Here is a 14,228-nt window from a genome sequence, read left to right on the forward strand (position 1 = left end):
CCAGTTTTGGGAGACGAATCCGGTTTCCTTGGATGGCGATGGTTCCCTTGTTGTTTTTGGATGTGTAGGATTGCACCGGATTCTTCCGGCTTTTGAAGCGTGGGTAACCCTTTTTCTCCTGGAAGAAGCGCTTGAAGGCATCATCCAGATGCCGAAGTTCCGTCTGCAACGCCGTGGCATCCGGTTCCTTTAGCCACTCCAGTTCCTTTTTCAAAATGGTCAGCAGGGCAGAACAGGCATTATACCCAAGCGTTTTGCCTTTCACCTCGTACACTTCCTTCCGTTTGGCGAGGAAGTGGTTGAAGACGTACCTGCAACATCCGAACGTCTTATGGATGAGTTCACGTTGCATCCTGTTTGGGTAGATGCGAAAATGGTACGCTTTGTGCATTTGTTCCACCTTCTTTCCTTGTCCTTATGATACCATGGGAGAAGAAGACGGAACAAATGTTTGCTGGGAGATGTCCATGTATCCCACACCTAAAGGACCTGGGTTTTATTGCCCCTCCCAGACCCTCCCCGGTTTTATAAAGGAGCATGCTGGCAGCCTTGGCGAGCCTTCTGAGCCGTATGTAGTCCCCTATTGTCATGCCGGTTTCCTTCTGGAAAACGCGATGGAAATGGTACTTGGAAAAACCGGCATTAGAAGCCACAATTTCCAGAGTAAGAGGTTCATGCAAGTGATCCTCAATGTAACCAATCGCTTTTTGCAGGATGTGTTGGTCGTGCACCGGTTTCACCTCCTTTGTTTATAGGGTACTTCACATGAAACAGGAGATCTTGACTGATATTGCTCAATGGATGAAGCATTGCGGCGAAGGCAAAGCGGAAGCCTCTTCGGAGCGCCTATGGTATAATGAAAGCAAAAAGTAATAAACGACATGTTTAATGGGAAACAACATGCATTGAATCTCTATTCACTTTTGTCTTGCTTCTGTGTTATAATTGCTGAAGCTTGTTCATGAAACCGCAGACAAAGGCCGGCGCATCATCAGCATGGCAGGCAATCCATGGCCGGATGAGGGCTTTAAACCATGGGAGCGGCTTCAAACGATGAGGGCATGATAAGTGTTGATGTTAAAATTTTCTTTTGATACCACTCTTTTTATGCCATTCTTTTTATGCCGTTTTTATTTTGATTGTCTAAAGAGATGAGAGAGTAGAGCAATTTTGGGAGAAACGGGGGGGAAATGACCATGCAGAACACGCTGGAATTGCTGAATCTGGCTGCCTTCATGGCGGTTCTGGGTTTTGCCCTCTATGCGTTTGCCAGCGTGGTGTATGCCCGCTACACCTTTGTCAAGCTGGGCAAGCCGGCCGACTTTCGAAAAGATGTGGGGCAGCGGGTGAACCTGGTGCTGAACAACGTGTTTGGCCAGAAGAAGCTGCTCAAGGACACCAAAAGCGGTATCATGCACGTGATCCTGTTTTACGGCTTTTTGATCATCCAGCTCGGTGCCATCGAGCTGATTGGTCAAGGGTTCGCTCCGGAGTGGCGGCTGCCGATCCCGGCGCATCATTATTTCAGCCTCTTTCAGGAGATCACGGTGTTTCTCGTCATTCTCGCCGTGGCTTACTCGTGGTACCGGCGGTATGGGGAGAAACTGCCGCGCCTGAAGCGGGGTTGGCGTTCAGGGCTTGTGATCTGGTTCCTGACCATCCTGATGTTTTCCGAACTGTTGAGCATCGGTTTCAAGAACCTCTGGCTGGGTCACGAACCGAGCGCGTTTGAGCCGTTTTCTTCTCTGCTTACCTTGCCGTTTGCCGGTCTGGCGGGCACGACGGCCGCCGCGGTCGGGTTCTACATCTTCTGGTGGGTGCACACCCTGACGCTGCTCACCTTCCTGGTCTACGTGCCGCAGTCCAAGCACTTCCACTTGATCGCCGCGCCGATCAACGTCTACCTGAAGCGGCTCGATCCGCCGGCCAAGCTGAAACCGATCGATTTCGAGGACGAGAATGCGGAGTCGTTCGGGGTCGGGAAGATTGAGGACTTTACGCAAAAGCAGCTGATCGACCTGTATGCCTGCGTGGAGTGCGGACGCTGCACCAGCATGTGTCCGGCATCCGGCACGGGCAAGATGCTCTCGCCGATGGATCTGATCGTCAAGCTGCGCGATCACCTGACGGAAAAGGGACAGGCGGTCACCTCGCGGACAGCCTTCATGCCGGGCAACCTGTTTAACCCGGGCACGCCGGTGATGGTTTCGGGCTCCAACGCCCTGGCGGCGCAGGAGGCGGCGGCCGCGGAGGCGGCAGAGGGGCAAGCGCCGGCCTTTGAATACACGATTCAACTGATCGGCGACGTGATCACCGAGCAGGAGCTGTGGGCCTGTACCACCTGCCGCAACTGTGAGGATCAGTGCCCGGTGATGAACGAGCATGTGGACAAGATCATCGACATGCGCCGCTATCTGGTGATGACCGAAGGGTCCATGCCGGCCGAGGCGACCCGCGTCTTCCAGAACATCGAGCGGCAGAGCAACCCGTGGGGTCTCAACCGCAACGAACGCGCCGCCTGGCTGGATGAGGTGGGCGACGATCTGAAGGTGCCTACCGTCAAGGAAAACCCGGACTTCGAATATCTCTTTTTCGTCGGTTCCATGGGCTCCTATGACAAGCGCAGCCAGAAGATCACCCAGGCCTTTATCAAGGTGATGAACAAGGCGGGCATCAATTTCGCCATCCTCGGCAATGAGGAGAAGAACTCGGGCGACACGGCGCGCCGCTTGGGCAACGAGTTCCTCTTCCAGCAGCTGGCCATGGAAAACATCGAGTTGTTCCAGAAGTACAACGTGAAGAAGATCGTCACCTGCGATCCGCACGCCTACAACACCTTCAAAAACGAGTATCCGGACTTTGGCCTGGAAGGGGTCGAGGTGTACCACCACACGGAGCTGGTGGCCAAGTGGCTGGAAGAAGGCCGGATCAAGCCGACCAAGGAGCTGAAGGAGCGGATCACCTACCACGATTCGTGTTATCTGGGCCGTTACAACGGTGTCTATGATGCGCCGCGCCTGATTCTCCAGTCCATCCCCGGCGTGGAGCTGGTGGAGATGAAGCGTCACGGTTCCGACAGCATGTGCTGCGGTGCCGGCGGCGGTTTGATGTGGCTGGAGGAGAGAGAAGGCAAACGGATTAACGTGGCCCGTACGGAACAGGCGCTGGAGGTCAACCCGACGATGATCGGAACGGCCTGCCCGTACTGCATGACGATGATTTCGGACGGAACCAAGGCCAAAGAGGTCGAGGACAAGGTGCAAACCATGGACGTGGTGGAGATCCTGGCCATGACCCTGTAATCCGGCACAGACCGGCAGTCCAAACGCAAGCAGGAGGGTGTCCCTCGGCAGCCGCTGCAGAGGGGCATCCTCGTTTTTTGTTTGCGAGTTTGCCGTTTCTTTGAAAACGTTTAGCCGCAAGAATCGCAAAAAAAAGCGGAAAAATACACTGGCCGAATGTTCAACCTTTCGATATAATAGAATCAAGAGAGAATCAAGCGAGCGCTCGCTCGGAATGCAGGTACATGCAAGAAACGACAGAGGCAAGATCATCGACAAAGGCAAGATGCAAGCAAGATGCAAGATAGATCATGAGTGGCAGAGGAGGAGCCGGAGATGGGTGAGACGGGGAAGACGGTGATTCTCAGTGCGGCCAGGACGCCGTTCGGCCGTTTTGGCGGCAGCTTGAGCAGCCTGCCGGCGACGCGGCTGGGCGGCATGGCGATCAAGGAAGCGCTGCGCCGGGCCGGGGTGAGCGGCGAACAGGTGGAGGAAGTGATCATGGGGATGGTGGTCCAGGCAGGCGCGGGCCAGATTCCATCCCGCCAAGCGGCCAGGGAGGCGGGCATCCCCTGGGAGGTGCCGACGGAGACGGTGAACAAGGTATGTGCGTCGGGCCTGCGCAGCGTCACCCTGGGTGATCAGATCATTCGCGCCGGCGATGCCCAGCTCATCGTGGCCGGCGGCATGGAGAGCATGAGCAATGCTCCTTTTGCCCTGCCGCGTGCCCGCTGGGGGATGCGGATGGGACACGACCGGGTGTATGACTTGATGATCCATGACGGGCTGGAGTGCGCGTTCGACGGCGTGCATATGGCGGTGCACGGCAGCCGCATCGCGCGGGAGTACGGCATCAGCCGGCAGGCGCAGGATGAGTGGGCGCTGCGCAGCCACGAGCGGGCGATTGCGGCGATGGAGAGCGGCAAGCTGGCGGAGGAGATTGTGCCGGTGGAAGTGGCCGGGAAAAAGGGGGCGCAGACGGTCGTGGCCGAGGATGAGGCTCCCCGCCGGGACACCAGCCTGGAAAAGTTGGCCCAACTGCCGCCGGTCTTTGACCCGGAAGGGACCATTACCGCAGGCAACGCGCCGGGGGTCAACGATGGCGCGGCCGCACTGGTGCTCGCTTCCCGGGAGCGGGCGCGGGAGCTTGGCAGCGAGCCGCTGGCGACCATTGTCGCCCATGCGGCGGTCAGCGTGGAGGCAGCCTATTTCCCGATTGCGCCTGCTTATGCCATCCAGAAGCTCCTGAAGCAGACCGGATTCGGTCTGGAGCAGATCGATCGCTTTGAGGTGAACGAGGCGTTTGCCGCCGTGGTCCTGGCCTGTCAGAAGATCACGCCCTGGGATCCGGAAAAGGTGAATGTCAACGGCGGGGCGGTGGCCCTCGGCCATCCGATTGGCGCCAGTGGCGCCCGCATTCTGGGCACCTTGATTTACGAGCTGCGGCGCCGCGGCGGGGGCTATGGGATAGCGGCCATCTGCAGCGGCGGCGGACAAGGGGACGCCGTCTTGGTCAAAGTGGATGATTCAAAATGAAGGGACAAAAGGAAGGGAGAATGGCATCGTGGAAGTACAGCAACTGACGGTGGTGGGCGCGGGCCAGATGGGCAGCGGGATTGCCCAGGTGGCGGCGGTCAGCGGGATCAATGTGGTGCTGCATGACATCAAGGAAGAGTATGCCAAGCGGGGATACCTGACCATCGAGCGGAATCTGTCGCGGCAGGTGGAAAAGGGACGCCTGAGCAAGGAACAGATGCAGCAGGTGCTGGGCCGGATCACGCTGACCACCGCTCTGGAAGATGCCCGCGACAGCCAGATGGTGATTGAGGCGGCGACGGAAAACCTGGACATCAAGCGGGAGATTTTCCAAAAGTTGGATTCCATCACGCCGCCGGAAACCATTTTGGCCAGCAACACCTCTTCCCTGCCGATTACCGAGATTGCCGCGGCCACCAAGCGGCCGGAAAAAGTGATCGGGATGCACTTTATGAATCCGGTGCCGGTCATGCAACTGGTGGAAATCATTCGCGGATTGGCCACGTCCGACGAGGTGTACCAGACGACGTACGATCTGGCGGTGAAGATGGGGAAAACGGCGGTGGAAGTGAAGGATTTTCCGGGGTTTGTCTCCAACCGCATCCTGTTGCCGATGATCAATGAGGCCATCTGGGTGGTGTACGAAGGAATCGCCGAACCGGAAGCGGTCGACCAGGTGATGCGGCTGGGCATGAACCATCCGATGGGCCCGCTGACACTGGCCGATTTTATCGGTCTGGACACTTGCCTCTCCATTATGGAGATCCTGTACGAAGGGTTCGGCGATCCGAAATACCGTCCGTGCCCGCTGCTGCGGAAGTACGTGCGCGCCGGATGGCTGGGACGGAAGACGGGCCGCGGTTTTTACGTCTACGAGCAGTAACCGTCTGCATGTAGGAACGATTTTCGAACAGTCATGGAGCGAAAGGAGACATGCCATGTACTTCCAATTGACGGAAGAACAAGAGATGATGCGGAAGATGGTGCGGGAATTCGCCGAGACCGAGGTGGCTCCCGGCGCTGCCGAGCGGGACGAGGCGGCCCGTTTTGAGCGCAGGCTGTTTGAGCGGATGGGGGAGCTGGGGCTGACCGGGATTCCCTGGCCGGAAAAGTACGGCGGGTCCGACGCCGGCTTTGTCAGCTATTGCATTGCGGTGGAAGAGCTGTCGCGTGTGGACGCTTCCGTCAGCGTCACGCTTTCCGCGCACGTTTCCCTGGCCAGCTGGCCAATCTACACGTTCGGCACGGAGGAACAGAAGCTGAAGTACCTCAAGCCAATGGCTGAAGGCCGTCTGCTGGGTGCCTACTGCCTGACCGAACCGGGTTCCGGTTCCGATGCGGGGGCGATGCAGACCACGGCTGTGCGCAAGGGGGACGAATACATCCTCAACGGCAGCAAAATCTTCATCACCAATGGCGAAGAGGCGGAAGTGTATGTGGTGTTTGCCCGCACCAACTTGGAGGAGAAACACCGCGGCGTCAGCGCCTTTATCGTCGAAAAGGGGATGCCGGGCCTGAAGTTTGGCAAGCACGAGAACAAGATGGGCATCCGTGCCTCAACGACGGTGGAAGTGATTTTCGAAGAATGCCGGGTTCCTGCGGCCAACCTGCTGGGACAGGAGGGCGAAGGGTTCAAGATTGCGATGCGGACGCTGGACGGCGGGCGCAACGGCATTGCGGCCCAGGCCGTAGGCATCGCCCAGGGGGCGTTTGACCATGCCCTGGCCTACGCGCAGGAGCGGCAGCAGTTCGGCCGTCCCATCGCGAAAAACCAGGCGATCCAGTTTAAACTGGCCGACATGGCCACCAAGATTGAGGCGGCCCGTCTTCTGACCTATCAGGCGGCGTGGCGGGAGGAGCAAGGCCTGCCGTACGGCAAGCAGTCGGCGATGGCCAAGATGTACGCCGCCGATGTGGCGATGGAAGTGACGACGGAAGCCGTCCAGATTTTTGGCGGATACGGGTACACCAAGGAATATCCGGTGGAGCGGTTCATGCGTGACGCCAAAATCACGCAGATTTATGAGGGGACCAACGAGATTCAGCGGATCGTGATTGCCAACCACCTCTTGAAGGGGCAATAGACCGCGATGACCGAATTGCAGGCTTTTGTCCGTCAGATCCTCTCCGGGCACAAGCGCAGTGTGGCGCGCGCCATCAGCCTGGTGGAAAACGAGGATCCGATCAAGTTGCCCCTCCTTGAAGCCTTGTATCCGCATACCGGGACGGCTTACGTGCTGGGCATCACCGGCAGCCCCGGGGCAGGGAAGAGCTCCCTCGTCGATCGCCTGATCCAATACCTGCGCGGGCAGGGCAAGCAGGTCGGGGTGCTGGCGGTGGATCCGACCAGCCCCTATACCGGCGGTGCCCTGCTCGGGGATCGGGTGCGGATGGTGCGGCACGCCACCGACACGGGTGTCTACATCCGCAGCATGGGAACGCGCGGCAACCTGGGCGGATTGTCGCGCTCCAGCAGGGAAGTGATCCGCATCCTGGATGCCTGCGGCTGTGACGTCATCCTGGTGGAGACGGTTGGCGTCGGGCAATCGGAACTGGATGTCATGCATGTGGCCGATTCCGTCTGTGTCGTCCTGCATCCGGGGGCGGGCGATGTGGTCCAGGCCTTCAAGGCAGGGATTATGGAAATCGCGGATCTGTTTGTGGTGAACAAGTCCGATCTGCCCGGCGCTGAAAACGTGGTGGCCGAGATCGAGGAGATGCTGGACGTTTCCAGGAAAGAGGCGGCTTGGCGCCCTCCGGTGGTGAAGGCCAGCAGCAAGGAGGACCGGGGCATCGGCGAGATCTGGGAGGCGGCCGAGGAGCATGTCCGCTATCTGCAGGAAAGCAGGTTGTGGGATGAGCGGCGCAGCCAAAAGGCCGCGGAAGAGGTGGTGGAGATTGCCCGGGAGCTGATCCTGCGTGACATTTCCGCCAGGCTGGAGCAGTTGGTTCCTGAATTGTCTTGCATTGAAGAGGTTCGTACCCGGCAACGCGATCCTTATTCAGCCGCCAGGCAGGTAGCCGAACAGCTTTTGGGCCGTCTGGAGCTGGGTTGAGAGCCCATGGGCACCCGTTCAACGACGGGTTGCGGTTCAGGGATTGACAGGAAAATTCCTGTTCATCCCTTTTCCAACCTATATGAACGAACGCTCGCTCGGAAAGGAGAGAAGACATTGCCCCACAAACCGGTTACGGTGCAGTCCACCGTCAAGGATCCGGAGTTAGTCCAGCAGCGCAGGCGGCAAATCGTGGCTGCCGCCGTCAAACTGTTTCAGGATAAAGGGTTCCACAAAACGACGACGCGAGAGATTGCCCGCGAGGCCGGCTTTAGCATCGGCACGCTGTATGAATATATTGAATCGAAAGAAGACGTCCTGTATCTCGTCTGCCAGTACATCCACGACCGTGTGGAGGAGCGGTTGCGTGAGATGCTGCCCGCCGGTGATACCGCCCGCCGGACCCTGGAGAAGGCAATCACCGCTTATTTCCAGGTGATGGATGAAATGCAGGGGGAGGTGCTCCTCATCTATCAGGAAGCGCAGTCCCTCGCGCCTGAGGCGTTGCGCCACGTCCTGCAGCGGGAGGAGGAGATCACGGCCATCTTTGCCGACATCCTCCGCCGCGGCCTGGAAGACGGAACCTTGTCGGTGCCGGAGGAGAACATCCCGCTCTTTGCCCATGACATCATCGTCCTCGGAGAGATGTGGGCATTCCGGCGCTGGGCACTGCGCAGGCGGTATACTCTGGAAAGTTACACGCAGCACCAGTTGTCGCTGCTTTTGCCCAAAAAACCGGATGAAAGGAGAGAGGAACCGTGAGCATGGTGATGCAGCCGGATGCACAGCAACAAAAACCGGAAACGCCGCAACAAAAACCGTGGAGCCGCCGGAGTGTGTCAGCTCCTGCTGACCATGCGGCCAGGCAGCGTTACCGGCCAAAGCATGCGATCCGATTCGTCACGGCGGCCAGCCTGTTTGACGGCCATGATGCCTCGATCAACATCATGCGCCGCATCCTTCAGGATTCCGGGGCGGAGGTGATCCACCTGGGACACAACCGCTCGGTGGAGGAGATCGTGCGGGCGGCCATTCAGGAGGATGTCCAGGGAATCGCCGTCTCTTCCTATCAAGGGGGACACATGGAGTTTTTCAAGTACATGTATGACCGCCTGCAGGAGCTGGGGGCGGGGCACATCAAGATTTTCGGCGGCGGAGGCGGCGTGATTGTCGCGCACGAGATTGCGGAGCTGGAGGCTTACGGGATCGCCAAGATCTTTTCCCCGGAAGACGGCATGCGCATGGGCCTTGAGGGAATGATCGACTACATGCTGCAGCAGACCGACTTCCCCACGCCGGGGGTCACGGAGGAGGAGCTGGAACGGCTGGATACGGAGCAGACGCTGACGATCGCCCGGCTGATCACCTTGGCGGAGGAGGCGGCTGCGGGACAGGAGATCAAGGTAGGGGAACAGGCCGTTTCATGGCCCGATCTGCTTGCCCGCCTGCAGCAAAAGAGAATGGGCAAGGCCCCTGTGATCGGGCTGACCGGAACGGGAGGGGCGGGCAAGAGTTCGCTGACGGACGAGCTGGTGCGCCGCTTCCTGTACGACTTTCCGGAGAAGAAGGTGGCCATCCTTTCCGTCGATCCTTCGAAGCAACGCACCGGGGGGGCCCTTTTGGGCGATCGCATCCGGATGAATGCGATTCACCACCCCAATGTCTACATGCGCAGTCTGGCCACGCGGCGGGCCGGGGTGGAGGTCAGCGATGCGCTGCAAGATGCGCTTAAAATCGTCCAGGCGGCCGGCTTTGACCTGATCCTGCTGGAAACCAGCGGCATCGGGCAGGCAGACTCGCGGGTGGTGCAGCTGGCCGACCGTTCCGTCTATGTGATGACCAGCGAATATGGCGCCGCCTCGCAGCTGGAAAAAATCGAGATGCTGGATTATGCCGACCTGGTGGCGATCAACAAGTTTGACCGGCGCGGGGCCGAAGACGCCCTGCGGGATGTGCGCAAGCAATACCGGCGCAACCACCGGATTCCCTATGAGGTTCCGGACGAAGCCTTGCCGGTCTACGGGACGATTGCCAGCCAGTTCAACGATCCCGGCACCACCCGTTTCTATCATGCGCTGCTGGCGGAGCTGGAAGAGCTGACCGGCGAGCGGTGGGAGTCGCGGTTTGCGGCGGTGAGTTCGCCGGTTGGCCGGATGACCATCATTCCGCCTGAACGGCAGAATTACCTCAGCGAAATCGTGCAAACCTTGAAACAGGAGAAAAAATTTGTGGAAGAGCAGGTGGCCATCGCCCGCCAGTTGTACCAGCTCCATGGCAGCTTGCAGGCGCTGGAGGAACAGGCGGAGCAGGCGGTCCAGGCGGAACTGTCAGACGTGCCTGCGGAAGGCGCGGGAGAAGATGCGGCAGACGTGCAGAAGGCGTTGCAGCTGATCCGGCGGCGCATCCAGCAGCTGGAGGCCCAGCTTCATCCCGAATGCCGGCGCATTCTCGAGGAGTGGCCCCGCATCAAGGCGCAGTACCAGCAGGACGAGCTGGTCACCGTCGTGCGCGGCAAAGAGCGCCGTCAGCCCCTGTACACGGTTTCGCTTGCGGGAACGCGGATTCCCCGCGTCGCCCTGCCGAAATTCGAGGATTGGGGGGAGATCCTGCGCTGGTGCCTGAAGGAGAACCTGCCTGGATACTATCCCTATACGGCCGGCGTTTTTCCGCTGAAGCGCACCGACGAGGAACCGCGGCGGATGTTTGCCGGCGAAGGGACGCCGGAGCGGACCAACAAGCGCTTCCACTTCCTCTCCAAAGACGATCCGGCCAAGCGGCTCAGTACCGCTTTCGATTCGGTGACGTTGTACGGGGAGGATCCCGACTGGCGGCCCGACATTTTCGGCAAGGTGGGGGAAAGCGGGGTCAGCGTCTGCACGCTGGAGGACATGAAGCGGCTGTATGACGGGTTTGACCTCTGCGATCCGATGACCAGCGTCTCGATGACCATCAACGGTCCGGCGCCGATCATCCTGGCAATGTTCCTGAACACGGCGATTGACCAGCAGGTGGAGAAGTTCGTCCGCGAGCACGGCAGACAGCCGAACCAAGAGGAATACGAACGGATCAAGGCGTACACCCTGCAAAACGTCCGGGGCACCGTGCAGGCCGATATCCTGAAAGAGGATCAAGGACAAAACACCTGCATTTTCTCCATTGACTTCGCCCTGAAGCTGATGGGCGACATCCAGGAGTACTTCATCCAGAACAAGGTCCGGAACTACTACTCGGTGAGCATCAGCGGCTACCATATTGCGGAAGCCGGGGCCAATCCCATCACCCAGCTGGCTTTCACCCTGGCCAACGGCTTCACCTATGTGGAGTATTACCTCAGCCGCGGGATGAAGGTGGACGACTTTGCACCCAACCTTTCCTTCTTCTTCAGCAACGGCCTGGATCCGGAGTACAGCGTGATCGGGCGGGTGGCGCGGCGCATCTGGGCCAAGGTGATGAAACATCATTATGGCGCCAACGAACGCAGCCAGAAGCTGAAGTATCACATCCAGACCTCGGGCCGTTCGCTGCACGCCCAGGAGATGGCCTTCAACGACATCCGCACCACGCTGCAGGCGCTGATGGCCATCTACGACAACTGCAACTCGCTGCACACCAACGCCTATGACGAGGCGCTGACGACGCCGACAGAAGAGTCGGTGCGCCGGGCGATGGCCATCCAGATGATCATCAACCGGGAATTGGGACTGGCCAAGAATGAGAATCCGCTGCAAGGTTCCTTTATCATCGAGGAGCTGACCGACCTGGTGGAAGAGGCGGTGCTGGCGGAGTTTCAGCGCCTCAGCGACCGGGGCGGCGTGCTGGGGGCGATGGAGACCCAGTACCAGCGAGGCAAGATTCAGGAGGAGTCGATGCTGTATGAGCGCAAAAAACACTCCGGCGAGCTGCCGATCATCGGCGTCAACACCTTCCTGAACCCCAACCCGGAAGCGGAGGAGAAAAAGCCGCCCAAGCTGGTCCGGGCCACGCGCGAGGAGAAGGAGCTGCAGATCCGGCGGCTGAAAGCTTTCCAGGAGGCGCACCGCGAAGAGGCGGAAAAAGCGCTCCGGCGGCTGCAGGAGGTGGCGCTTGCAGGAGGCAACATCTTCGCCGAACTGATGGAGACGGTCCGCTGCGCCAGCCTCGGGCAAATCACCCGCGCCCTTTATGAAGTGGGCGGGCAGTACCGGCGCAACATGTGAGACGGCGAAACGGGCAAGAAAACGGAGGGGCTGTCCGAAGGAGCCCGGTGACGGCTCCTGGACAGCCCTTTTTTGCGGTTCCAGTGATTTTGGTTCCAGTGATTTTGGTTCCAGTGATTTTGGTTCCAGTGATTTTGGTTCCAGTGATTTTGGTTCCAGTGATTTTCCCTTTCAAGTGAATTTTTCCGTTGCGAGAGATTTTTCCTTTCAAGCGATGGCGTTCTCGCCCCTCACGCGCTTTCTTCTTCCTCGGAGGAGGCAGGGGAGGGGCTTTGTCGCAGCTTTTCCCGGGCCATCTCTTCCAGACGGAACTTTTGGATCTTGCCCGTGCCCGTCATCGGCCAGCTTCCCGGTTCGACAAACCAGACGTGGCGGGGGACCTTGAACTTTGCCAAATGGTCTTGGCACCACTGAATGATCTCCCGCCGGGTGCACGATGCGCCGGGCTTGAGCTCGATGAAGGCCGCTCCGGTTTCCGTCGTCAAGGGATCGGGCACGCCGACCACGTAGGCCTGGCTGACGGCGGGATGACGCGAAATGACCTCCTCCACTTCTTTCTGGGAGACGTTCTCGCCGGAGACTTTGTAGATTTCCTTGCTGCGGCCGAGAAACTCGATATATCCTTTTTCGTCGATCCGCCCGAGGTCCCCGGTGCGGAACCAGCCGTCCTTGTCGATGGCCGCGGCGGTCTCTTCCGGTTTCTTATAGTAGCCGCGGGTGACGGTGTTTCCCCGCACCGTCAATTCGCCGACGGAACCCTCCGGCAGATCCTCGCCGGTTTCGGGATCGACCACCTTGTATTGGACGTTGGCGCCCCCGAACTCGGGCAGGCCGGAGGCACCGGCCGGTTTGATGCGGCCGACCCGCGTGGCGATGACCTCGATGGGATCGCCCACTTCGGTGTGTACCGTGGAGGCCGTCGCCTCGGTGCCGCCGTAGCCCGTGCAGATTTCCTTGACGCCCAGCTCCTGGACGGTTCGCTCCCAAATCGGCACCGGTGCCGGTGCGGCGGCACACATCAGCGCATGCAGCGAACTCAGATCGTACCGGTTCCGTTCCGGGTGGTTGAGGATGGCCACGAGCATCGACGGGACGCAGAGGAAATCGGTGGCGCGATGCCGTTCGATCAAGGCAAGGGTTTCCCGGGGATGGAACTGGGACGTGAAGATCACGGCGCCGCCCACGAAAGAGACGGCAAGCAGGCCTTCGACGTAGGCGAAAACGTGATAAAACGGCAGCGGTGTGAACACCCGCCGCCCGTCTTCAAATGCCCGGCTGAGCGCCGTGCTGAAGGCGCAGCGCAAAAACATGTCGTGGGTCAGCATGACGCCCTTCGGAAGCCCCGTGGTCCCGGACGTATAGATGATATCGCTCACCTCATCCGGGTATTCTGACGCGCGCATCCGCTGTTCCAGCTCCTCATCGTCCACCTGGGACGCCATTTCGAGAAAGGCGTTCCAAGTGAGAAAGCGCGGCTCGGGTGACTCGCCGGACGTTTGGATGCACACCGCTCCGTTCAGGGTGAAACCCTCTTCCTGCTCCATGCGCGCAAGCCATCTCGCCGCCATCGCCTCCAGGCGGTTGCCGGCTGCCGTCTGGTGGACGAACAACCAACGGCTGTCGGACTGGCGCAGCATATACCCCATCTCTTCCTCGCGCAGGAGGGTGTTAAGGGGGACGGCCACGGCCCCCACCAATGCCACGGCCAATTTGAGAAACACATATTCCGGCTCGTTGGCCAGCCAAATGGCCACGTGGTCACGCCGCCGGACGCCCAAGGACAGCAGTGCCTTGGCTGCGGTCCAGCACCGCTCCCAGGTTTCCCGATACGTGTAGATGCGATCGGACGCGATCAAATAGGGTCGCTCCGCAAACTCCCGGCAATGGACGCGAAAATGGGCGCCCAGGGTGCGGCGCGGCCAGGAGGGAAAGCGCGACGTGAGACGTTGCCGGCGTTCTTCCGGACTTGGTATCATGCTCTGCAACCTCCTTTTCCGCAAAAAATTTTCGATATTTTGGTTACAATTATACACCGTCAGGAGCATTTTTCCAGCATGAAAAGGCCAAGATAAATAAACAACCGGCATTTGACACCGCCATGCGGCATCAGTACAATGTGCATGTAAATGGAGGATAGAGAACGGCTTGAACGTGAAAAG

The 14,228-nt window shown here is 59.4% G+C and carries 9 protein-coding genes and 1 pseudogene; 7 read left to right on the forward strand and 3 right to left on the reverse strand.

The window, feature by feature from the left end:
• Both BAA01_09945 and BAA01_09950 read right to left on the reverse strand, forming a co-directional pair.
• Window positions 1-391, reverse strand: a pseudogene (locus BAA01_09945) (transposase).
• A complete protein-coding gene (locus BAA01_09950; GenBank protein ID OUM85027.1) occupies window positions 342-731 on the reverse strand; it encodes a hypothetical protein in 390 nt (129 codons plus the stop codon). The pseudogene BAA01_09945 and the gene BAA01_09950 overlap by 50 nt, the downstream one beginning before the upstream one ends.
• A gap of 465 nt (window positions 732-1,196) precedes the next feature.
• On the opposite strand from BAA01_09950, the gene BAA01_09955 reads away from it, so the two are divergent.
• From BAA01_09955 to BAA01_09985, 7 genes are all read left to right on the forward strand, one after another.
• Window positions 1,197-3,302, forward strand: a complete 2,106-nt coding sequence (locus BAA01_09955) for a hypothetical protein (protein OUM85028.1) — start codon at window positions 1,197-1,199, stop codon at window positions 3,300-3,302.
• Between the two features lie 315 nt (window positions 3,303-3,617).
• Complete coding sequence (locus tag BAA01_09960; GenBank protein OUM85029.1) at window positions 3,618-4,817, forward strand: acetyl-CoA acetyltransferase; 1,200 nt, start codon at window positions 3,618-3,620, stop codon at window positions 4,815-4,817.
• Window positions 4,818-4,845: 28 nt separating this feature from the next.
• Window positions 4,846-5,700: a 3-hydroxybutyryl-CoA dehydrogenase gene (locus BAA01_09965; GenBank protein OUM85066.1), complete on the forward strand. Its 855-nt coding sequence runs from the start codon at window positions 4,846-4,848 to the stop codon at window positions 5,698-5,700.
• A 55-nt stretch (window positions 5,701-5,755) separates the two neighbouring features.
• A complete protein-coding gene (locus BAA01_09970; GenBank protein OUM85030.1) occupies window positions 5,756-6,901 on the forward strand; it encodes an acyl-CoA dehydrogenase in 1,146 nt (381 codons plus the stop codon).
• Between the two features lie 6 nt (window positions 6,902-6,907).
• Entirely contained in the window at window positions 6,908-7,873 is a 966-nt protein-coding gene (locus BAA01_09975) for a GTPase (GenBank protein OUM85031.1), read from the forward strand.
• A 117-nt stretch (window positions 7,874-7,990) separates the two neighbouring features.
• Window positions 7,991-8,635, forward strand: a complete 645-nt coding sequence (locus tag BAA01_09980; protein ID OUM85032.1) for a TetR family transcriptional regulator — start codon at window positions 7,991-7,993, stop codon at window positions 8,633-8,635.
• Between the two features lie 74 nt (window positions 8,636-8,709).
• Window positions 8,710-12,069, forward strand: a complete 3,360-nt coding sequence (locus tag BAA01_09985; GenBank protein OUM85067.1) for a methylmalonyl-CoA mutase — start codon at window positions 8,710-8,712, stop codon at window positions 12,067-12,069.
• 230 nt (window positions 12,070-12,299) lie between these two features.
• Here BAA01_09985 and BAA01_09990 read toward each other — a convergent pair whose 3' ends face one another.
• Window positions 12,300-14,045 carry an AMP-dependent synthetase gene (locus BAA01_09990; GenBank protein OUM85033.1) on the reverse strand — a complete coding sequence of 582 codons (1,746 nt, stop codon included), beginning with the start codon at window positions 14,043-14,045 and terminating at the stop codon, window positions 12,300-12,302.
• Between the last annotated feature and the right edge of the window lie 183 nt (window positions 14,046-14,228).

Origin of the sequence: Bacillus thermozeamaize, from assembly GCA_002159075.1 — a bacterium.
Classification (GTDB): domain Bacteria; phylum Bacillota; class Bacilli; order ZCTH02-B2; family ZCTH02-B2; genus Bacillus_BB; species Bacillus_BB thermozeamaize.

What these genes read in the sequence shown, in the direction of transcription:
- BAA01_09955 (OUM85028.1), top strand. Translation starts at nt 1,197, where the DNA reads ATGCAGAACACGCTGGAATTGCTGAATCTGGCTGCCTTCATGGCGGTT.
- BAA01_09960 (OUM85029.1), top strand. Translation starts at nt 3,618, where the DNA reads ATGGGTGAGACGGGGAAGACGGTGATTCTCAGTGCGGCCAGGACGCCG.
- BAA01_09970 (OUM85030.1), top strand. Translation starts at nt 5,756, where the DNA reads ATGTACTTCCAATTGACGGAAGAACAAGAGATGATGCGGAAGATGGTG.
- BAA01_09975 (OUM85031.1), top strand. Translation starts at nt 6,908, where the DNA reads ATGACCGAATTGCAGGCTTTTGTCCGTCAGATCCTCTCCGGGCACAAG.
- BAA01_09990 (OUM85033.1), bottom strand. Translation starts at nt 14,045, where the DNA reads ATGATACCAAGTCCGGAAGAACGCCGGCAACGTCTCACGTCGCGCTTT.